At 57.2% G+C, this 19,785-nt stretch carries 20 protein-coding genes and 6 tRNA genes; 10 read left to right on the plus strand and 16 right to left on the minus strand.

The genetic code is table 11. The features are described 5' to 3' along the window. The first annotated feature begins 6 nt into the window (after positions 1–6). From purM to purD, 5 genes are all read left to right on the plus strand, one after another. Positions 7–1,050 (plus strand): phosphoribosylformylglycinamidine cyclo-ligase, encoded by a 1,044-nt coding sequence (gene purM, locus B5G06_RS10825; RefSeq protein ID WP_087189083.1) that lies wholly within the window; start codon positions 7–9, stop codon positions 1,048–1,050. Beyond that, on the plus strand, positions 1,047–1,679 hold the full coding sequence (purN, locus tag B5G06_RS10830) for a phosphoribosylglycinamide formyltransferase (RefSeq protein ID WP_087189084.1): 633 nt from the start codon (positions 1,047–1,049) through the stop codon (positions 1,677–1,679). Before purM ends, purN begins: the two co-directional genes overlap by 4 nt. 4 nt (positions 1,680–1,683) lie before the next feature. Continuing rightward, complete coding sequence (locus tag B5G06_RS10835; protein WP_087189085.1) at positions 1,684–2,391, plus strand: IMP cyclohydrolase; 708 nt, start codon at positions 1,684–1,686, stop codon at positions 2,389–2,391. A gap of 19 nt (positions 2,392–2,410) precedes the next feature. After that, positions 2,411–3,583 carry a phosphoribosylaminoimidazolecarboxamide formyltransferase gene (locus B5G06_RS10840; RefSeq protein WP_087189086.1) on the plus strand — a complete coding sequence of 391 codons (1,173 nt, stop codon included), beginning with the start codon at positions 2,411–2,413 and terminating at the stop codon, positions 3,581–3,583. Between the two features lie 242 nt (positions 3,584–3,825). Beyond that, complete coding sequence (gene purD, locus B5G06_RS10845) at positions 3,826–5,082, plus strand: phosphoribosylamine--glycine ligase (protein ID WP_087189087.1); 1,257 nt, start codon at positions 3,826–3,828, stop codon at positions 5,080–5,082. A gap of 51 nt (positions 5,083–5,133) precedes the next feature. Here the strand turns inward: purD and B5G06_RS10850 are convergent, their stop codons facing one another. The 11 genes from B5G06_RS10850 to B5G06_RS10900 all read right to left on the minus strand — a co-directional run bounded on the left by B5G06_RS10850 (position 5,134) and on the right by B5G06_RS10900 (position 11,568). Beyond that, entirely contained in the window at positions 5,134–5,613 is a 480-nt protein-coding gene (locus B5G06_RS10850; protein WP_158094699.1) for a GNAT family N-acetyltransferase, read from the minus strand. A 95-nt stretch (positions 5,614–5,708) separates the two neighbouring features. Further along, positions 5,709–7,502: a hypothetical protein gene (locus tag B5G06_RS10855; RefSeq protein ID WP_087189089.1), complete on the minus strand. Its 1,794-nt coding sequence runs from the start codon at positions 7,500–7,502 to the stop codon at positions 5,709–5,711. Positions 7,503–7,556: 54 nt separating this feature from the next. After that, positions 7,557–8,735 (minus strand): transglutaminase domain-containing protein, encoded by a 1,179-nt coding sequence (locus B5G06_RS10860; RefSeq protein ID WP_158094700.1) that lies wholly within the window; start codon positions 8,733–8,735, stop codon positions 7,557–7,559. A 249-nt stretch (positions 8,736–8,984) separates the two neighbouring features. After that, positions 8,985–9,058: transfer RNA gene (locus tag B5G06_RS10865), tRNA-Cys, on the minus strand. 41 nt (positions 9,059–9,099) lie between these two features. Further along, positions 9,100–9,175, minus strand: a tRNA-Gly gene (locus tag B5G06_RS10870). A 92-nt stretch (positions 9,176–9,267) separates the two neighbouring features. Next, a tRNA-Phe gene (locus B5G06_RS10875) sits at positions 9,268–9,343 on the minus strand. Positions 9,344–9,346: 3 nt separating this feature from the next. Then, a tRNA-Asp gene (locus B5G06_RS10880) sits at positions 9,347–9,423 on the minus strand. Between the two features lie 36 nt (positions 9,424–9,459). After that, positions 9,460–9,535, minus strand: a tRNA-Val gene (locus tag B5G06_RS10885). A 105-nt stretch (positions 9,536–9,640) separates the two neighbouring features. Beyond that, positions 9,641–10,519: an Hsp33 family molecular chaperone HslO gene (gene hslO / locus B5G06_RS10890; RefSeq protein WP_087189091.1), complete on the minus strand. Its 879-nt coding sequence runs from the start codon at positions 10,517–10,519 to the stop codon at positions 9,641–9,643. A 4-nt stretch (positions 10,520–10,523) separates the two neighbouring features. After that, positions 10,524–11,270 (minus strand): class I SAM-dependent DNA methyltransferase, encoded by a 747-nt coding sequence (locus tag B5G06_RS10895; protein ID WP_087189092.1) that lies wholly within the window; start codon positions 11,268–11,270, stop codon positions 10,524–10,526. Further along, complete coding sequence (locus B5G06_RS10900; protein WP_087189093.1) at positions 11,260–11,568, minus strand: YerC/YecD family TrpR-related protein; 309 nt, start codon at positions 11,566–11,568, stop codon at positions 11,260–11,262. The genes B5G06_RS10895 and B5G06_RS10900 overlap by 11 nt, the downstream gene beginning before the upstream one ends. Before the next feature lie 293 nt (positions 11,569–11,861). Between B5G06_RS10900 and B5G06_RS10905 the strand changes: the two genes are divergently transcribed. Continuing rightward, the gene (locus tag B5G06_RS10905; RefSeq protein ID WP_087189094.1) at positions 11,862–13,136 is read left to right on the plus strand and encodes an adenylosuccinate synthase; all 1,275 of its coding nucleotides are present in this window, start codon (positions 11,862–11,864) and stop codon (positions 13,134–13,136) included. 53 nt (positions 13,137–13,189) lie between these two features. On the opposite strand, the gene B5G06_RS10910 is transcribed toward B5G06_RS10905, so the two are convergent. Beyond that, positions 13,190–13,825, minus strand: coding sequence for a TetR/AcrR family transcriptional regulator (locus B5G06_RS10910; protein WP_087189095.1), 636 nt, complete (start codon positions 13,823–13,825; stop codon positions 13,190–13,192). A gap of 193 nt (positions 13,826–14,018) precedes the next feature. On the opposite strand from B5G06_RS10910, the gene B5G06_RS10915 reads away from it, so the two are divergent. Together B5G06_RS10915 and B5G06_RS10920 are read left to right on the plus strand one after the other, a co-directional pair. Beyond that, positions 14,019–14,092, plus strand: a tRNA-Gly gene (locus tag B5G06_RS10915). A 384-nt stretch (positions 14,093–14,476) separates the two neighbouring features. Beyond that, on the plus strand, positions 14,477–15,436 hold the full coding sequence (locus B5G06_RS10920) for a hypothetical protein (protein ID WP_087189096.1): 960 nt from the start codon (positions 14,477–14,479) through the stop codon (positions 15,434–15,436). A gap of 83 nt (positions 15,437–15,519) precedes the next feature. On the opposite strand, the gene B5G06_RS14065 is transcribed toward B5G06_RS10920, so the two are convergent. Further along, positions 15,520–15,663, minus strand: coding sequence for a hypothetical protein (locus B5G06_RS14065; RefSeq protein ID WP_158094701.1), 144 nt, complete (start codon positions 15,661–15,663; stop codon positions 15,520–15,522). Between the two features lie 120 nt (positions 15,664–15,783). Between B5G06_RS14065 and B5G06_RS10925 the strand changes: the two genes are divergently transcribed. After that, positions 15,784–16,659: a LysR family transcriptional regulator gene (locus B5G06_RS10925; RefSeq protein ID WP_242955462.1), complete on the plus strand. Its 876-nt coding sequence runs from the start codon at positions 15,784–15,786 to the stop codon at positions 16,657–16,659. A 107-nt stretch (positions 16,660–16,766) separates the two neighbouring features. Continuing rightward, positions 16,767–17,960, plus strand: a complete 1,194-nt coding sequence (locus B5G06_RS10930; protein WP_087189098.1) for a coenzyme F420-0:L-glutamate ligase — start codon at positions 16,767–16,769, stop codon at positions 17,958–17,960. Positions 17,961–18,005: 45 nt separating this feature from the next. On the opposite strand, the gene B5G06_RS10935 is transcribed toward B5G06_RS10930, so the two are convergent. From B5G06_RS10935 to B5G06_RS10945, 3 genes are all read right to left on the minus strand, one after another. After that, the gene (locus tag B5G06_RS10935; protein WP_087189099.1) at positions 18,006–18,551 is read right to left on the minus strand and encodes a GNAT family N-acetyltransferase; all 546 of its coding nucleotides are present in this window, start codon (positions 18,549–18,551) and stop codon (positions 18,006–18,008) included. 2 nt (positions 18,552–18,553) lie between these two features. Beyond that, complete coding sequence (locus B5G06_RS10940; RefSeq protein ID WP_087189100.1) at positions 18,554–19,108, minus strand: phosphatase PAP2 family protein; 555 nt, start codon at positions 19,106–19,108, stop codon at positions 18,554–18,556. Between the two features lie 77 nt (positions 19,109–19,185). Beyond that, the gene (locus B5G06_RS10945; RefSeq protein WP_087189101.1) at positions 19,186–19,701 is read right to left on the minus strand and encodes a DUF4330 domain-containing protein; all 516 of its coding nucleotides are present in this window, start codon (positions 19,699–19,701) and stop codon (positions 19,186–19,188) included. Positions 19,702–19,785: the final 84 nt, after the last annotated feature.

Consider the following 19,785-nt stretch of genomic DNA (forward strand, 5'->3'; position numbering starts at 1 on the left):
CTCCGTATGAAAAATTCTCACTCTGAGTCCTACGCCGCCGCCGGCGTGGATGTGACCGCCGGCTATGAGTCGGTAGAACGCATCAAGCCCATGGTGGAATCCACCTATATCCCCGGCGTCATGGGCACCCTGGGCGGCTTTGGCGGTCTGTTTGCCCCCGATATGGCGGGCATGAAGAAGCCCGTGCTGGTGTCCGGCACCGACGGCGTGGGCACCAAGCTGCGCCTGGCCCAGCTGATGAACAAGCACGACACCATCGGCATCGACTGCGTGGCCATGTGCGTCAACGATATCATCTGCGGCGGCGCTTCTCCCCTCTTCTTCCTGGACTACATTGCCTGCGGCAAGAACGATCCCGCCCGCATCGCCGACATCGTGGCTGGTATCACCGAGGGCTGCCGCCAGGCAGGCTGCGCCCTGGTGGGCGGCGAGACCGCCGAGCACCCCGGCCTGATGGCGGAGGACGACTACGATGTGGCCGGCTTCTCCGTTGGCATCGTGGACGAGGAGAAGATCATCGACGGCAAGGCCCTGGCCGCAGGCGATACCCTCATCGGTCTGGCCTCCACCGGTGTTCACTCCAACGGTTTCTCCCTGGTCCGCAAGGTGCTGGACGTGGAGCACGCCGACCTGACCTCCCCCATGGAGGAGCTGGGCGGCAAGAGCCTGGGTGAGACCCTGCTCACTCCCACCCGCATCTATGTCAAAGCGATCCTGGCCCTGCTGAAGGGCGGCATCGACGTTCATGCCATCAGCCATATCACCGGCGGCGGCTTCTACGAGAACGTACCCCGCATGATGACCGAGGGCCTCACCGCTCAGATTAAGCTGGACTCCTTCCCCCGCCTGCCCATCTTCGACCTCATCGAAAAGAAGGGCGGCATTCCCACCCGGGATATGTACAACACCTTCAACATGGGCATCGGCATGATCCTGGCCCTTCCCGCCGCTCAGGCGGAGCAGGCCATGGAACTGCTGGCCCAGGCCGGCGAGCAGGCCTACGTCATCGGCTCTGTGGTTGACGGCGACGCCGGGGTGGAACTGGTATGACCCGAATCGCTGTGCTGGTCTCCGGCGGCGGGACCAATCTTCAGGCCCTCATCGGCGCCCGGGACCGGGGTGAGCTGGGCGGCGGCGAGCTGGCCGCCGTCATCTCCTCCAAAGCCGACGCCTATGCCCTGGAACGGGCCAAAAACGCCGGCATCCCCGGCTATGTGGTAGCCCGGAAGGACTACGACTCCAATCGGGCTATGACTCAAGCCTTGGTATCCAAGCTGAAGGAACTGGATATCGATCTGGTGGTGCTGGCGGGCTTCATGCACATCCTGACTGAGGAAATGGTGCAGGCCTACCCCAACGCCATCCTCAACGTCCATCCCGCCCTCATCCCGTCCTTCTGTGGAGCTGGCTATTATGGCCTTCACGTCCACGAGAAGGCCCTGGCCTACGGCGTGAAGGTCACCGGCGCCACCGTCCACTTCGTCAATGAGGAGCCCGACGGCGGCCCCATCGTCCTCCAGAAAGCGGTGGACATCCTGCCCGGCGACACCCCCGAGGTGCTCCAGCGCCGGGTCATGGAGCAGGCCGAGTGGCATATTCTGCCCCAGGCCGTCGCTCTGTTCTGTCAAGGCCGCCTCTCCGTGGAGGGACGGATCGTTACCATCAAAGAAGGGGAATGATGTTATGAAAACGCTGGACCTGACCCAACTGCTGCAAAGCAATCCCTATCCCGGCCGGGGCATCGTGCTGGGCCGCTCCGCCGACGACACCAAGGCGGTCATCGCCTACTTCATCATGGGCCGCAGCGAGAACTCCCGCAACCGTGTGTTTGTGGAGACCCCCGACGGCATCCGCACCCAGGCCTTTGATCCCTCCAAGATGACCGACCCCTCCCTCATCATCTACAATCCAGTCCGGGTGTTCGGCGCCTCCACCATTGTCACCAACGGTGACCAGACCGACACCATCCGGGAGGGCCTGGCCGCCGGCAAGACCTTCTCTCAGGCTCTGCACACCCGCACCTTTGAGCCGGATGAGCCCAACTACACCCCCCGTATTTCCGGTCTGGTGAAGAAGGACGGCGACTATGTGCTCTCCATTTTGAAGAGCGCCGACGGCGATCCCGCCTCCTGCCGCCGCTACTTCTATGCCTATGAGAAGCCCCTGGCCGGTCAGGGCCACTTCATCCACACCTACATGGGAGACGGCAATCCCCTGCCCTCCTTCGAGGGTGAGCCGGAGCAGATCGCCATCACCAGCGAGACTCCCGAGGAATTTGCCCAGCTGATCTGGAACAGCCTCAATGAGGAGAACAAGGTCTCCCTCTTTGTGCGCTATATCGACATCATGACCGGCAACTGGGAGACCGTCATCCTCAACAAGCATCAGTAAAAAGGAGGAAGCACAGAACATGACCGAACTGGAGCTGAAATACGGCTGCAACCCTAACCAGAAGCCTGCCCGCATCTTTATGGAGTCCGGCGAGCTGCCCATCAAGGTGCTTAACGGCAAACCGGGCTACATCAACTTTCTGGACGCGCTGAACTCCTGGCAGCTGGTCAAGGAGCTGAAGGAGGCCACCGGCCTGCCCGCCGCCGCTTCCTTCAAGCACGTCTCCCCCGCAGGCGCCGCTGTGGGCACTCCCCTCACCGACGTGGAGAAGAAGATCTACTTTGCGGAGGACATGGACCTGTCCCCTATCGCCTGCGCCTATGTGAAGGCCCGTGGCGCCGACCGGCTGTGCTCCTACGGCGACTGGGCCGCCCTGTCCGACGTGTGCGACGCCCAGACCGCCCGCTATCTGGCTCTGGAGGTGTCCGACGGCGTCATCGCCCCCGGCTACACTGAGGAGGCCCTGGCCATCCTCAAGACCAAGCGTAAGGGCGGCTACAACGTGGTGGAGATCGATCCCAACTACGTCCCCAAGGCCATCGAACACAAGGACGTGTTCGGCATCACCTTTGAGCAGGGCCGCAACAACTATGAGATCAACGCCGACCTGCTGAACAACATCGTTACCGACAACAAAGAGCTGCCCGAGCACGCCAAGCGGGATATGCTCATCTCCTTGATCACCCTGAAGTACACCCAGTCCAACTCGGTGTGCTATGTGAAGGACGGTCAGGCCATCGGTGTGGGTGCCGGCCAACAGAGCCGCATCCACTGCACCCGTCTGGCAGGCAACAAAGCGGACAACTGGCTGCTGCGCCAGCATCCCAAGGTTCTGGGCCTCCAGTTCGTGGACGGCATCCGCCGCCCCGATCGGGACAACGCCATCGACGTGTACATCTCCGACGAGTACGAGGATGTGCTGGCCGAGGGCGTGTGGCAGAACACCTTCAAGGTCAAGCCCGAGGTGCTCACCGCTGAGGAGAAAAAGGCCTGGATCGCTACCCAGTCCGGTGTGACCGTGGGTTCCGACGCCTTCTTCCCCTTCGGTGACAACGTGGAGCGGGCCCGCAAGTCCGGCGTGTCCTACATCGTGCAGCCCGGCGGCTCCATCCGGGACGACCACGTCATTGCCACCTGCAATAAGTACGGCATTGTCATGGCCTTTACCGGGATGCGGCTGTTCCACCATTAAACCAGTTCCAGGGGGTATCCAATACCCCCTGGATACGCAGAACTGCGCCAATGTACATTGGCGCAGTTCTGCGATACCCCCGGTTTCGCGCCCACGGCGCGGGTCGGGGTATGTCTGGGAGAAGTGAATTCTCCCAGACATACATCTGATTTTTTCGCTCCGGGGTCACGGAGCGCAACACCCTCCGCGAAAAAGCTTTTCGCTACGCGAAAAGGACGGGGGTAACGAAACGAGGTTTGAACATGAAGGTATTAGTCGTAGGCGGAGGCGGGCGGGAGCACGCCATCTGCTGGAAGCTGTCCCAGAGCCCCCATGTCACCCGGCTCTACTGCGCCCCCGGCAACGGCGGCATTGAATCCATCGCCCAGTGCGTTCCCATCGCCGCCACCGACGTGGACGGTATGGTGAAGTGGGCCAAGAGCCACGCCATGGATTTTGTGGTGGTAGCCCCCGATGATCCCCTGGCTCTGGGCATGGTGGACGCCATGGAGGCGGCGGGTATCCCTGCCTTCGGCCCCACCGCGGACGCCGCCATCATTGAGGCCAGCAAGATCTTCTCCAAGAACCTGATGAAGAAGTACAACATCCCCACCGCCAAATATGAGACCTTTACCGATATGGACGCCGCTCTGGCCTATGTGGAAGCTCAGGGCGCCCCTATCGTGGTCAAGGCTGACGGTCTGGCTCTGGGCAAGGGTGTCATTGTGGCCCAGACTGTGGAGGAGGCCAAGGATGCCGTCCGCTCCATGATGAGCGATCACCGCTTCGGCGAGGCTGGGGCCAAGGTCGTCATCGAGGAGTGCATGACCGGCCCCGAGGTCACCGTGCTGGCCTTCTGCGATGGAGAGCATATTTTGTGTATGCCCTCCTCTCAGGACCATAAGCGGGCCTATGACGACAACCAGGGCCCCAACACCGGCGGCATGGGCGCTATCTCCCCCTCCCCCAACTACACCGCCGCCGTGGCCATCCAGTGTATGCGGGACATCTTCCTGCCCACCGTAGCAGCACTGAAGGCGGAGGGCCGTCCCTTCAAGGGTGTCATTTACTTTGGCCTCATGATTACACCTGATGGCCCCAAGGTGGTGGAGTACAACGCCCGTTTCGGTGATCCCGAGTGTCAGGCTGTCCTCTCCCTGCTGGATTCCGACCTGATGGAGATCTTCGCCGCCTGCCGTGAGGGCCAGCTCAACAAGATGGATATCCGCTGGAAGCCCGGCGCGGCCTGCTGCCTGGTGCTGGCCTCCGGCGGCTACCCCGGCAGCTATCAGAAGGGCTACCCCATTACCGGCCTGGAGGAGGCCGGCGAGACCTCCGTGGTATTCCACGCCGGTACCAAGCTGGACGACAACGGTGATATCGTTACCAATGGTGGTCGTGTTCTGGGCGTCACCGCCGTGGGCGACAGTCTGGATGAGGCCATCGACGGCGCTTACGCCGCCGCCAAGCACATCCACTTCCAGGATATGCACTTCCGCACTGACATTGGTCGGGTATAAACGCCATAAAAAAGGCCTCCGGCCGGGAAATCCCGGCTGGAGGCCTTTTTCTTAGTTGAATTTCTCCATCCAGTAATGGTCGTTATCCTCACAGACTTTGATCCCGTCCTGGTAGCGATAGCCCAGTTTCAAATAGAACTCGTGGGAGGTCAGAGAAGCGGAAACCGCCACACGCTTGGCAGCCCGGAACAGCGGGTCAGCCTCCAGGGTCTGCACCAATTTTCTGCCCACACCCTTGCCTTCCCAGTCAGGCCGTACAAACAGGGCCCTGATCTCGCACTCCCCCGGCCGGTCCTCCATAGGCGCCACAGAGCCACAGGCCAGCAGCTCATCCCCCAGCATAGCCACATAGCTGTGTCCGCCTGATTTGGGGATAGCAGCCACACCTTCCGGATTGTAATACTCTACAAACTCCATCAGAGCCTCGCGGGGATAGTCCCGAATATTGACCTCCAGCAGCACCCGGCCGATGAGGGCCGATACCTCAGCCACCTGGTTCTCCTCCATGGGGCGTATGCAGATTTGTTCCACTATCTTCTCGCTCCTTTTCATCCGTCGGTGCGGATATCTTAATTCGCTCTCAGTATACGCCGATATTCAGAGGCTGACAAGACGCTTGCGTCAATTCAGGCCGTCCCCACACGGGAGTCCTTTCGTTTCTCCTCCTCGCTGAGCTTCACAAAGGGGACCAGATCATGGTGGAGCTTTGCCAGATCATTTCTGCTCTCCGGTGAGACAGATCCGCTGAACCGGTAGCCCTCGGACCGCATATAGGCGTTCCAGCGCCTGTGCTCCAGCTCCTCAATGGTCCTCCGCTCCTCCGGAGTCAGCTCACTTTCCTTTTTTGAGGCCCCAGGAATTCCGCATAAGATCCGCATTTTCAAATGGATTGCCGCAGCAACGGAAGAACGATAGTTAAATTCGTATGCCCAAAAGGCGCTCTCCGTTCCCCATTTCAGATGCCGCTCCAATGCGGCTTGTTCCAACTCCGAGTCCAGAATGACTTTTTGGGAATAGGATTCATTCAAATCCCCAATGAAGGAAATGCGATACCGATTGCCCCGGTAATCGGTGATCCCCTCCAATGCCTTTTTCTTCAAAGGATCATATACAATGGTCTGAATTGTAGGATGCTGTCCTTGACGTTCACACATGATTCTGGCATTGATCGCCGCCTCAACGTTCCGGCCATCATCCCCCAGCGCTACAAAGACGTGGCTGATTGGTCCGATGGCATGAAAGCAGTCCGCATACCGGGCGGTCTGCACATCCATTCCTCCATGGATCACAATATGATACTGCGCTTCGCCCGGCGTAGCGGTTCCGTTGCGCTCCGGCGCCATCAATTCCAGACACAGCGCGGTAAACCGCTCCTCTGCGTCATTTCTTTGGTCAAAGACGTGAATTTTTACCTGATACCCGTCCATTTGACAAAACCAGGATAAGGCTTTCAGCATCTCCGTGCCATACCGGCCCAAACCAATCAGTACCACCGATATCAGCTTATAGGTCCCGCAGTCTATGGCCCCCTCAAACAGAGAACCGCCTTCCCGGTACAGGGTCTGACTGATCAGAGACCGGATCACATTCACTCTCCGGACCCGCATTCCGCCATCCACAGCAGTCTGGAACAAAACCTCGCTTTCCACCCTGGTGGAGAAAACATACAGGCGGAAATTGGGGAGGTTTTTATACGCCTCCACCAACTTGATGGACTGCTCAATATTTTCGGACTCATTCTCCCCTATCGCAAATAAAGACACACAGCTTCTCTTGCTGTGGATGTTCCAGCTGATATCAACGATGTCCTTTTTGAAGCAGACCGCTTTCAGCTCTCTTGCCTTCTCACACAGCTCAAAGATAGACTCCTCATGGTTCTCAAATACATCCATAAAAACAAGCAGACAGCGTCTGTCCTTCTTCTGGATGCTTCGCGCCAGAACCAGAGCCTGCTCGTTCAGTTCGGAAAAAACATAAACGTCGGTCCCATAGTGAAACAGCAAGGAGCGATAAGCGGAAATATTCTTAAAAAAGGACAAGACAAAGCCGAAGGTAAGAGCGGGAGCCAGTACATACAGTACTGCGGCAACAACCGAGTACCCGGTACGTACCACACCGTCTGGTAAAGCGGAGGTAAATGCCAGTACACCGTCAAACTCCCCATCCAGCACAAACAGCCTCATGGTACTGTGAATGGACAGCAGTACGCTGTTTATCCCTCCCACAAAATCCTTTGGAAACTGCTCCAGATGAAGGGGGAGAAACAGCAGGACCGCAGCAAGGAATACCCCGGCCAGGACGCACTTGACCGGCGACAGAAACCGCCCCCGCTGATAGGGTGCTCTATATATCCTGACAGCGGCAATCAGGCTGCCCGCCAGAAGCAGCACCGAAAGGTAAAAACAACAATCTGCCCACATATCAATTTCCTTCCTGTGAGGCGGCCTGTCCGCCATGCAGCTTTTTAGACTCGCTCATGCCTCCGGGAACAGGTCCAGACAGAGCGAACCTTCTGAGTGGAAATAGGTATACTGACTGACCGGATAGCCTGCCTGCTCCAGCACAGCGGTCATAGCCTCCCCGTCCTGTACCAACTCCATCAGCTGACCATATACCGCCTCATCTGCGGCCAGTACAGTAAGGCTTCCGCCAGTCTGAGAGGAGAAGATCCGGACCAGTTCTTCTGTGTTGAACTGCTCCAGCACCCAGCCGTTGCGGTAGTGGTAATTGCACGCCACCGCGGAACTGGGCGTCATCTCCGCGCCTCGCTCCGGCTCCGCAAAATGGGTAGAGGCCATACGCTCACTGGTAACTGCAAACCAGCTATAAGTATGTCCGTCCGGATGTGTCTCCTGGTCGTCCCATGTCACGTCGGTATAATATACCTCCCCATCCAGAACCACCTTTGTCCAGGCATGGGACTGGGCACCTGTTCCATTGTCAGCAGTACCCCGCACTGTCTCGGCCTGGATACCGGCCCGGCGCAGGAGGTACACATAGGCCTGGCTGTATCCGGAACACACACACCGTCCATTTACCAACGCACCGTACAGGTCCTGATCGCTGCCGTCGCTGCTGCTCTGATATACAATGTGATCACACAGCCAGTCATGCAGGCTCAGGGCAGTCTCATAGTCTCCCGCCCCTTCCGGAATGGCAGCCAGCGCCTGGGCCTCCGCTTGCTCCACCTGTTCCCGCCTGGTAATCAAATCCGTATATTTCCAGTCAAACTTCACCTGGTACTCTGTGCCGCTGCCAGCCAATTCGTAGCCTTTCAACCAGAAGAATTCCGGCTGACGCTGGAGCTGTTCCAGCACTTGCCCGATTTGCTCCATGCTCATATCTTCCGCTGTAAAGTTCACTACCTGCTGCTGCCCGTCTACCTGTTCATAGAGATATTGGTAGAGAATGCTCTCCGGATCTTCCTTATCAGGGCGCCCTGTAACGACCGCAGACGGCGTCTGAAGACTTGTCGTGACCTGGGGTAAGGGTAATTCTGTTTCAGTCGGAGAGGCCGCTGTAGACCCTTCCTTGGGCGAGAGCAGCATCCGCACCAGCACCACACCTATGCCTATCACCAGAAACAAAACAATCAGCAGCACCACACCGGAGGCGCTCCGCCTGCGTCTCTTCGATCTTCTCTTTTTCTTCATATCCGCACTTCCCCTCTCCACCATACTGTTGTTCTACATTTTTCTCATTATACCATATCATATGATATTTTCCAGTATATACAAAGAAGAAAACCGGTTACCTTCTGATAACCGGTTCTCTTCTTATCCAAACAATATAGATGCAAGCTAAGACTAGCAGCCCAAGCAGTGAGCGGTGCATTTACGCCAAATATTTTAATCGCTCAAGAAATCAAAAAGAAGCACCTGCTTTGCAGGTGCTTCTTCTTCTGGAGGCGACACCCAGATTCGAACTGGGGGTGGAGCTTTTGCAGAGCTCTGCCTTACCACTTGGCTATGTCGCCATATGGATAAAAGGAAGGGCGGACCTTCCTTTTATCATTTTTGGAGCAGGTGACGAGGCTCGAACTCGCTACCTCCACCTTGGCAAGGTGGCGCTCTACCAGATGAGCTACACCTGCATTTGTTTCCATCCTATGAAAAGAACGGAACACATATGCCTGGATTTTAAAGGTGCCCCTGGTGGATACCTTGCGGTATCCACCAGGAACGGTGGTGCCTCCGGCCGGAATCGAACCAGCGACACGGGGATTTTCAGTCCCCTGCTCTACCAACTGAGCTACAGAGGCGAATGGCGACGCGGAAGGGACTTGAACCCTCGACCTCCGGCGTGACAGGCCGGCGTTCTAACCAACTGAACTACCGCGCCAGACGGTAGGGGGTACGGGAGCTCCCAGAAAGGGAGTGGTGGGAACAACAGGGCTCGAACCTGTGACATCATGCTTGTAAGGCATGCGCTCTCCCAGCTGAGCTATGCTCCCTCGTTCTTCTTTCGCTTTCGTTTGGCTGTCGGGCCAAGCGACGAAAGTTATTATACAAGAACGACCCCCAGTTGTCAACAACTTTTTTCGATTTTTTTCAAAAAATCAAATCGAATTCAGAAGGCCTTGCAATTCCTCGCCTGTAAAGTCATAAACCTTGTCGCAAAACTGGCAGGTGAGCTCTGCTTTGCCCTGATCTTTGATGAGAGACTCCAGTTCTTCCCGGCCCATACTGATGAGGGCGCGGGTCACCCGCTCACGGCTGCAATAGCAGCGGTACTCCACCGGCTCCTCACTGAGGACCTCCAGGTCAAAGGCAGACAGAACACGCTCCACCAGGCTGCGGGCACTCTCACCGTTGCGCATAGCCTCGGTAACGGGGCCCACCTTGGCAATGCCCTCTTCAATAGCAGTAATAACGCTGTCGTCTGCACCAGGCAGCAGCTGAATCAGATAACCACCGGCGCACAGCACACTCTGATCCACGTCCACCAGCACACCCAAGGCGCAGGCGGAAGGGATCTGCTCACTTTCCGCAAAATAAGAAGTGATATCCTCGGCGATCTCACCGGATACCAGAGGGATGGTACCCACATAGGGCTCCTTCATGTTCATGTCCTTGATGACGGTAAGAGAGCCGTCCTTGCCCACAGCAGAACCCACATCCAACTTGGCAGGGCCCTTCAAAGGCAGATCAACCAGGGGGGTGACCACATAGCCCCTGGCATTTCCGGCGCTGTCGGACACCACAGTAATGCCCCCCAGAGGTCCGTCGCCCTTGATCCGCAGAGTGACAGAGCCGTTTTCCTCCTTCAGCTGGTTGCCCATCATGGAGGCGGCCATCAGGGAGCGGCCCAGAGCCGCAGTAGCCACCGGCAGGGTCTTATGGATCTGTCTGGCCCGCTCCACCATGGCCCGGGCGGAAATGGCCGAGGCCTTGACAGGAGCGTCCTTAGCCAGAACGCGAATGATCGAATCTGACATACGTTTAAAATTCCTTTCGTGCGGCGAAAAAGATGCGCTGTTCCCCCGGTTCGGGGCGGCGCATCTTCAGTTCGCCATATTGCTTGATCTGCCGGAAACCGGCCTGGCGCAGCATCTGCTCCAGCTCTTCCGGCTCATAGGCGTATTCCTCATGGACCTCCTCCATCCGGCTCCACAGTCCATTCTCCTCCCGGCAGAAGATATCAAAGCCGTAGCTACAGATACGCCGGCGGGGCGAGTATTCCGCCCGCCAGATACAGCAGGCGTCCTCGTCCTCATCCATGAAAAGCTGACCGTCCAGCCCCTTGAGCTTGTCCGGGGTATTGATGTCAAAGAGGAACAGTCCTCCCGGCATCAAAAAGGTATGGACCCGCTGAAAGGCCCGTGCCAGTTTTTTGGGCTGGGTAACATAGTTTACACTATCCAGACAACAGACACAGGCGTCGATGGTACCATACAGGTCCAGCTTCTCCATGGCCTGGTGCAGAAAGATAGGAGGAATCCCCTCCACGTCCCGGGCCTTCTCGGCTGCCTGGGCCAGCATCTCCTCCGACAGGTCGGCGCCGATCATCTCGTACCCCCGCTGGGCCAACTCACAGGTCAGGGTACCAGTACCGCAGGCCAGGTCCAGCACGGTATGGATGGGCAGCTTACTGCGGGCAAAGTGCTTCTCCAGATAGTCGGCCCAGGCGGCGTAAGGAACGTCGGCTGTAAAACGGTCATAACAGCCGGCCAGATATTCATACGCCATTGCCGCTCTGCTTCTCCTTGATCCGGGGCAGCACTGCCTGATAGCCGTCGGCACCGTACTGCAAAGACCGGTTCACCCGGCTGATGGTGGCGCTGGAAGCGCCGGTGCGCTCCAGAATGTCGTTGTAGATCATGCCCTCGGACAACAGCATTGCCACTTCAAACCGCTGTTCCATGGCCCGCAGTTCCGCCACCGTACAGAGATCGGAAAAGAACTTCCGGCACTCGTCCAGGTCCTTCAGGGTGAGGATCGCTTCATACAGCAGATCACTGTGTTCCCGCTTTTCGTTTTTCGTCATAGAGTATTTGACCTCCTGATGATTCTCTTTCGGAAACCGGCGGGCAGCTTCCTAGCCGCCCGTTTTTCTTATTTTATCAAAGTGAAGTGTGGAAGTAAACCTCTTTTTTTACTTTTCCAACAAAACGCGGTGTTCTGGAAGGTGATGGCAATCATTTTATGACATTTTTTCTCTTTTTTTGCCTTGATTCAAGGGAGAAAGCGTACTATAATACCGCATGGGGAATGATATCCCCATGGATTGCCGACGGGAAAAGGCCAATGCGCGAATCCCCGCGGCAGGAGGAATCCAATATGGTGAAAGCAATTGTAGGCGCCAACTGGGGTGACGAAGGCAAGGGCAAGATCACCGATCTGCTGGCGGAGAAGTCCGATGTAGTCATCCGCTTCCAGGGAGGCGCCAACGCAGGCCATACCATTATCTGCGATTATGGTAAATTCGCTCTGCATCAGCTGCCTTCCGGCGTATTCTACTCCCACACCACCAACATCATCGGCAATGGTGTGGCCCTGGATGTAACGAAATTTGCCGCTGAGCTCAAGCATCTGGAGGACGGCGGCGTACCTGCCCCCCACATTATCGTGGATCAGCGGACTCAGTTGCTGATGAGCTACCATGTGCTGCTGGACAGCTGCGAGGAGGAACGCCTGGCCGGCGCCGCCTTCGGCTCCACCAAGTCCGGTATCGCTCCTTTCTATTCCGACAAGTATGCCAAAATCGGTATTCAGGTGGCCGATCTGTGGTATGAGGACCGGCTCAAGGCTCAGCTGGAACATATCTGTGCCCTGAAAAACGTTCTTCTGGAGCATCTGTATCATAAGCCTCTTCTGGACCCCAAGGATCTGTTTGAGGAACTGATGGGCTATAAGAAGATCCTGGAGCCTTACGTGGGCGACGCGGTCAGCTTTGTGCACCAGGCCCTGAAGGAGGGCAAGCAGGTGCTGCTGGAGGGTCAGCTGGGCTCCATGAAGGATCCCAACCTGGGCATCTGCCCCATGACCACTTCCTCCCACACGCTGGCCGGCTTCGGTACTGTGGGCGGCGGAGTACCTCCCACGGCATTTTCCGACATCGTGACTGTAACCAAGGCCTATTCTTCCGCCGTGGGCGCCGGCGCTTTCGTCAGCGAACTCTTCGGGGATGAGGCCGAGGAGCTGCGCCGCCGGGGCGGTGACGCCGGCGAGTACGGCGCTACCACCGGTCGTCCCCGCCGGGTGGGCTGGTTTGATGCCGTGGCTACCCGGTACGGCTGCATGGTGCAGGGTACCACTCAGGTGGCTCTCACCGCCATTGACTGTCTGGGCTATCTGGATGAGATCAAGGTATGTACTGGCTACGAGATCAACGGTAAAGTGACCCGGGACTTCCCGGTACCCGCCCTGCTGGATCAGGCCAAGCCGGTCTATACCACTCTGCCCGGCTGGAAGTGCGATATCCGGGGCGTTACCGACTTTGATGCCCTGCCCCAGCAGGCCAAGGATTATGTGACCTTCCTGGAAAAGGAGATCGAGTGTCCCATCACCATCGTCTCCACCGGCCCCAAGCGCCACGAGATCTGCTATCGATAAAAACAGAGAACCCGGTCCGGAAATCCGGACCGGGTTCATACTGTATACAGTACTTACATATTCGCTTTGGTCAGGGAAGCCAGCAGCAGCCGGGCGCCGTGCTGGAGATACTCCTCCCGGGTCAGGCCCAAGGTGCGCTGGATGTAATTCTCCCTCTGCTCAGCGGTATGTACCATACCGGACAGAGCAGACCAGAAGAGGAGAACAGTCTCCACGGGAGGCAGCTGAGAACGCACCGCGCCGTCCGCTGCACCCCGTACCAGGAAATCAGCCAGTTCCTGTTCAATCTCATCGCTGACCCGCAGGATGTCGGACAATCCCTTCTGGAGGGTGTCGCCATCCTGAGACAGGGGGATAGAACCAGTGGCGGCATCATAGGCAGTGGGGTTTTCATCATAGAAACGCACGATCGCCTGGCACACCGCGTCATAGGCCTGGAACCAGTCACTGTGGCTCTCAATGGCCTCATGCAGCTTCTTCTTCAGCAGCACCATCCCACTGAGGAGGATTGCGTTGATGATCTCCTCCTTGCTTTGAAAATAGACATACAAAGTCGCCTTGCTGTACTCGGCCTCTCGGGCAATGTCATCCATGGTGGTCTTTTCGGTGCCCTTTTCCGCAAACAGCCGCTCGGCAGCGGCCAGGATGGAGCCCCGATGGAATTCAGTCAATGCCTGTTTTTTGCTCATCGTACTTCCAACCTTTCCATACCCTTTCAGTTATTATACCTTTGGTTTAAGAAATGATATCACGGATTGGAATAGATTGCAAGGTTTTTTGTGATTTTTCAGCGCTCATAGCGAAAGGCCAGGAATGCCGTCGCAAAAAAATTCTTGCCAAATATAAGGGCATATGCTATAATGCCTAAGTCAATAAGCCCATGCAGGTATAGTTCAGTGGCAGAACGTCAGCTTCCCAAGCTGAATATGAGGGTTCGATTCCCTTTACCTGCTCCAAAAAGAAAGACATCTGCTCAGCGCAGATGTCTTTCTTTTTGGTTCTGGCCGCCAGAATGCGGCCAGAATCCTTTCATATATTGAAATGCTCGGAGCAAATAAATTGCCCCTCCGCCAAGGTTTTGCATCCGCAAAACACTTGCACGGCGCATAAGCGCCGCCGGCCCAGAAGGGCCGTTTCCTGAAAAGAGACACGACATACGTCGTGTCTCTTTTTGTTTTTACCCCCCGAGGTTCGCAGATGAAACCAGAAGCAGTATCCGTGTGATATTATAAGTGAAAGCTGCTTTCGCATAAGTTGGGGGCCATATATGAGAGAATCAATGATCTTACAGAACATAAAAGCCGGCGACCCATCCGGTCTAAAGGCACTGATGGAGCGCTATGGGCATATCCAAGGAGGACCCCATCGAAGAATGGACAGAATATGATGCTCCCACTCAGACTGTCACCCAGTCGGAGCCCCAGGCCACTCTGGTAGCAACCATGTGCAGCGGGAACCAACTGTATGCCTACATTGCGGCTTCTCCGGTATCCCAGGAGGCAGGTGTGGTTCTTGCGGACAACTCGCCGGAATATGAATGGGGGCCCCGGGGCGGTTTCGAGGGATGCAGCACCCTTAATCTGGAGCAGGCCAGCTACGACCCAGATACGCAAACCTCTCTTGTCAAGGTATCCATGACTTTGGAGAACCCTGATCTGGAGCAGGTAGAAGTGAGCATGAACCTCAACCATAACTTTAAGCCCATCGCTGCTTACGGCCCGGTGATCATACCGGTGACCGAGAGCCAGACCCTCAGCTGCTCGGCAGACATTACAGTGGTCAATACCACCCGGCAGATGGAGGAAGCCTGGGGTCTGCGGCCCGACCAGCCGGAATTTTCCGAATATACCCAGGAGGGCACCATCTATCAAATCTCCATCTGCGCAGGTTATATTGAACTGGAGATGCAGACCCCCACTCTGGAGGAGTGGACAGCCGTCTCCGGTGCGGAGGTACTGCTGGATCTGGAGAAGCTTTCCGACATAGAGCTGCCCCCGCAGCTGGAGGGTTATCTGGTCAGGGACACATACGGCGGCAGCTGGCTGGTCAGCGTAAAGGAAATTTTGGCAGATGCACGGCTGAACTACCGGGACGGCACTTCGGAGCTGATTACTCAGATTCCCAGCGCCTATGCCGGAACCTGGGGATCTGGCGAGAGTCCCTACCCCGGGTCTAGTCGGGACGGCATCCATGTCTTCCGCTTTACCCCTGCCCAGGCCTTTGACCTGAGCCAGGTGGAATCCATTACCATCGGCAGCACAACCTATCCCTTCCCTCAGGCAGCAGACTTGGGGGCATAATATAAAAAACCGCCCGGAGGGCCTGCCGTTCGGCAGGCCCTCCGGGCTTCTATCGGTTCTCCCCAACCGGAGCAAAGATCAAATTATACGCTGCGGACGCAGTCCCGAAGCGCTTTCCAGGGGCTTCCCTTCCAATAGGTGCGCATGACGTTGACCGACATACCCTTTCCCATCAGCTCATAGCCGTTGTTCTTCCGATTCATTACCATTGCGTTGTTCTTCTTCATGGAAATCGCTCCTTTCTGTCGTTCGCTCTTGCCTTCCTTCTGGCTATAGTATACAATAGAGTTTACTATGATGCAAACGAATCTTTTTCATGAAATTAATGATGAAACGGAATGATCGATATGAGCCTGATCAAGTATCAGATCCTGCTGAAAACAGTAGAACTGGGTGGGATTACCAAGGCAGCTGAGGCGTTGGGCTACACCCAATCGGCGGCCAGTCGGATGATCGCCGCGCTGGAACAGGAATGGGACATGGAGCTGCTGGTCCGGGGACGGGGCGGCGTGCATCTAAGTGCAGCCGGTGAGTCACTGCTTCCATATCTGCGAGCTGTGTGCAACGCCCAGAAGGAGTTGGAGGAGCAGGCTGCCCATCTCCACGGTTTGACCCGTGGCACCCTGCGGGTGGGCACCTTCGCCAGCGTATCCATCCACTGGCTGCCTCCTATTATGAAGCTCTTTCTCCAGCGCTATCCCGGCATCCATTTTGAATTACTGAGCAAGTGGGAGTTTGCAGAGGTGGAGGACCTGATCCGCCAGGGGCAGGCAGACTGTGGTTTTCTGGGACTGCCCGCCGGAGACGACCTGGAGGTCTTTCCCCTGCGCCGGGATCAGTTTATGGCGGTGCTCCCACCGGACCACCCTCTGGCACACGCCCCCTTCTATCCCATAGAACGGTTGGCCCAGGACCCTTTCATCTGGATTCCTGAGGAGCGGGATGTGGAGATCGGAGAGATCTTCCAGGAGGAGGGCATCCATCCCAACCTGCGCTACACCGTCAACGACGACTTTGCCATCCTGGCCATGGTGGAGCAGGGGCTGGGTGTCAGTATCCGACCGGAACTGGTGCTGCAGGGTACCGGTCGCAATTTCGCCGCCATCCCTCTGGAGCACCCCCGCTATCGGGACATCACCCTGGCCGTTCGCCGGGGCAAGCCGCTTTCCCCCCTGACCGCCCGTTTTCTGGACGTGGTCCGGCAGTGGGTATCCATCGAATAAAGTTCGTTTGCAAAGAAAAAACCTTTTACAAGCAGAAAAAAATATAGTATAATTTTAATGTTACGGGAATACCGCAGCGAATCCAACTATAGTAGGAGTGTTGTTCTATGAGCCGGATGGTCGGCACCGTATCCATGGGTATCCGCGCCCCCATTATCCGCAGCGGAGATGACCTGGCCGAGATCGTCACCGGGTCTGTCCTGGAGGCGGTCAACGATGGCGCGTTCTCCGTACGCGACCGCGACGTAGTCGCCATGACTGAGGCCATTGTGGCCCGCGCCCAGGGTAACTATGCCTCGGTGGACGATATTGCCGCCGATGTAAAGGCTAAGCTGGGCGGAGAGACCATTGGCGTGATCTTCCCCATCCTCAGCCGCAACCGTTTTGCTATCTGCCTGCGCGGCATCGCCAAGGGCGCCAAGAAGGTGGTCCTGATGCTGTCCTATCCCTCCGACGAGGTGGGCAATCACCTCATTGATGAGGACGTGATGGACGAAAAGGGTGTGGACCCCTACAAGGATGTGCTCTCTCTGGAGCGCTACCGCGAGCTGTTCGGCTACACCACCCACCCCTTTACCGGCGTGGACTATGTGGACTATTATTCCAATCTGATCCGTGAGTCTGGCGCTGAGGTGGAGGTCATCTTCGCCAACGATCCCCGGGCTATTCTGGTCTACACCAAGAACGTGCTGGCCTGCGACATCCACACCCGCGCCCGCACCAAGCGCCGCCTGGTTGCCGCCGGCGCCGAGAAGGTGTTCTGCCTGGATGAGATCATGACCGCTCCCATCAACGGCAGCGGCTACAATGAAAACTATGGCCTGCTGGGCTCCAACAAGTCCACCGAGGACAAGGTGAAGCTCTTCCCCCGTCCCTGCCAGGATCTGGTGGAGGAAATCCAGGCCCGGCTGCTGAAGGCCACCGGCAAGCACGTGGAAGTCATGGTCTACGGCGACGGCGCCTTCAAGGACCCTGTGGGTAAGATTTGGGAGCTGGCCGACCCGGTGGTCTCCCCCGCTTACACCGCCGGTCTGGAAGGCACCCCCAACGAGCTGAAGTTGAAGTACCTGGCTGACAATGACTTTGCCGCTCTGTCCGGCGAGGCTCTGCGCGAGGCCATTAAGGGCGAGATCAAGAAGAAGGACGGCTCCCTGGTGGGTAAGATGGCTGCTCAGGGCACCACCCCCCGCCGCCTGACCGATCTGATCGGCTCTCTGTGCGATCTGACCTCCGGCTCTGGCGACAAGGGCACCCCCATTGTCTACATCCAGGGCTATTTCGACAACTACACCACCGAATAAGCACATATAAAATGGACGCCGGTCCCATAGGGACTGGCGTCCATTTTATAATACCTTGCTCATCAAAATGGCGGCCTGACTGTCTCCCTCTGTACGGTAGGCATCGGGCAGCAGGCCAAAACGCTCAAACCCACAGTTCTCATAGAGGGCCACCGCCCGGACATTGTCTTCCATCACTGACAGCTCCATGCGGGCATAGCCCATATGCCTGGCTTCCCGGCACAGTCCATCCATCAGCATCCGGCCCAGGCCCTGCCCCCACCAGCGGCAGCGGACAGATAATCCCAATTCAGCCCGGTGACCGCATTTTCGGTTGGCTGCCGCAGGGCCCACGCCCCCCAGCCCAATCAACCTGCCATCCACAAATCCGGCCAACATCAGTCTGCCCGGGCTGGCCAGCTGCCGCTTGAGAAAGGCCTGCTCCTCCCGCAGGGTATTGCTGATCTCCTCCGGCAGAAAAGCGGTAAAAGGGCTCTCTGCTGCCACCCGGCGCAGATGGCGCAGCACCGCTTCCCCGTCCTCCGGGCGGGGACTGCGAAGCAGACACCGGCTTCCATTCCGCAGAGTGGTCTGCATCTCTTCCGCCCGCATGGTTATGCCTCCCAACTCCGCCAGGCGGCCAGCCGCTTCCAGATGAGCCAGGCCAGCCAGCCGCACAGCAGACCAACCACCATACCGGCCAACACGTCTGTAGGGAAGTGAACTCCCACATAAAGCCGGGAGAACCCCATCAGAGCCGCCATCACCACGGCGACGATCTTCATCCACCGCCGGGGCAGGGTGCGGCACCAGGCAGAGGCCGCCGCAAAGGCTGCGCAGGTGTGGCCCGAAGGAAAGGAATTGGGGTCGTTCTCTGCCACCAGCGGAATCAGCCCTTCTACCATCAGCCAGGGCCGGGTACGGCCCACCAGATGCTTGAGCACCACATTGGTACATAGCAGGCCCAGCAGCATGGCTATCAAGCTGACAAAACCCGCTTTACGGGTCCTGGGAATACAGATCAGCACCACAGAAAGCACAATCCACAGGATGCCAGCGTCACCCATCTGGGTATAAATGATCATGATCGGGTCCAGCACAGCACAGCGCAGGAAGTTCTGGATCCAGAGCAGAATACCGCCGTCTATCGGCAGCAGCCATTGGGGCATAATAAGTTCCTCCTATTGGAAAAAGGACGGCGGTACCATGACCGCCGCCCTCTCTATTTTGATCGATCTCAGCCAGTTTACTCGGCGTTCTCACTCCAGGTGCAGTCCAGGATCACGCCATTCAGCTCAAACTTATCCGTTTTAAGGATGTGGCTCTTGCCCACACGCACCTCTTGGGTACCAAGCTCGGTGGTAATGGGGTTAGCCACATTGCACTCCACAGTGAAAGTCAGATCCAGCAAACCCTTGTCAGCAGTAAGGGCCACCGTATCGCCAGACGTGCTCACCGTAATATCTCCACCGTGGGGCTTGGCCTCCACAGCAGTGACCTGACCGTCCAGCAGCTCGCCAGAGGCCATCAGGGTGGAGGGGATATAATTCTCCTTGATGCTCTCATAAACCGCCGGCTGGACACTCTCTACCAGCACGGTATACTCCACATGGGTGGTGGTGGAACCTCCGCCTACAACACCACTGCTGCCCGGCTTGAGGAACTTCATACCCAAAACCACTGCCGCAATAATAACCACCAGGATCACCAGCAGATCCACGATGTTGATTTTACCAAACAGTCTTCCCTTTTCGTCTATCATCTTTTTGCAGCCTCCGAGGTTGTAAATTCATGTCGCACTTGGTACAATGGTACCGGGTTATTGTATCATAGATCCCCACCGAGA

Origin of the sequence: Flavonifractor sp. An52, from assembly GCF_002159385.1 — a bacterium.
GTDB lineage: Bacteria > Bacillota > Clostridia > Oscillospirales > Oscillospiraceae > Flavonifractor > Flavonifractor avicola.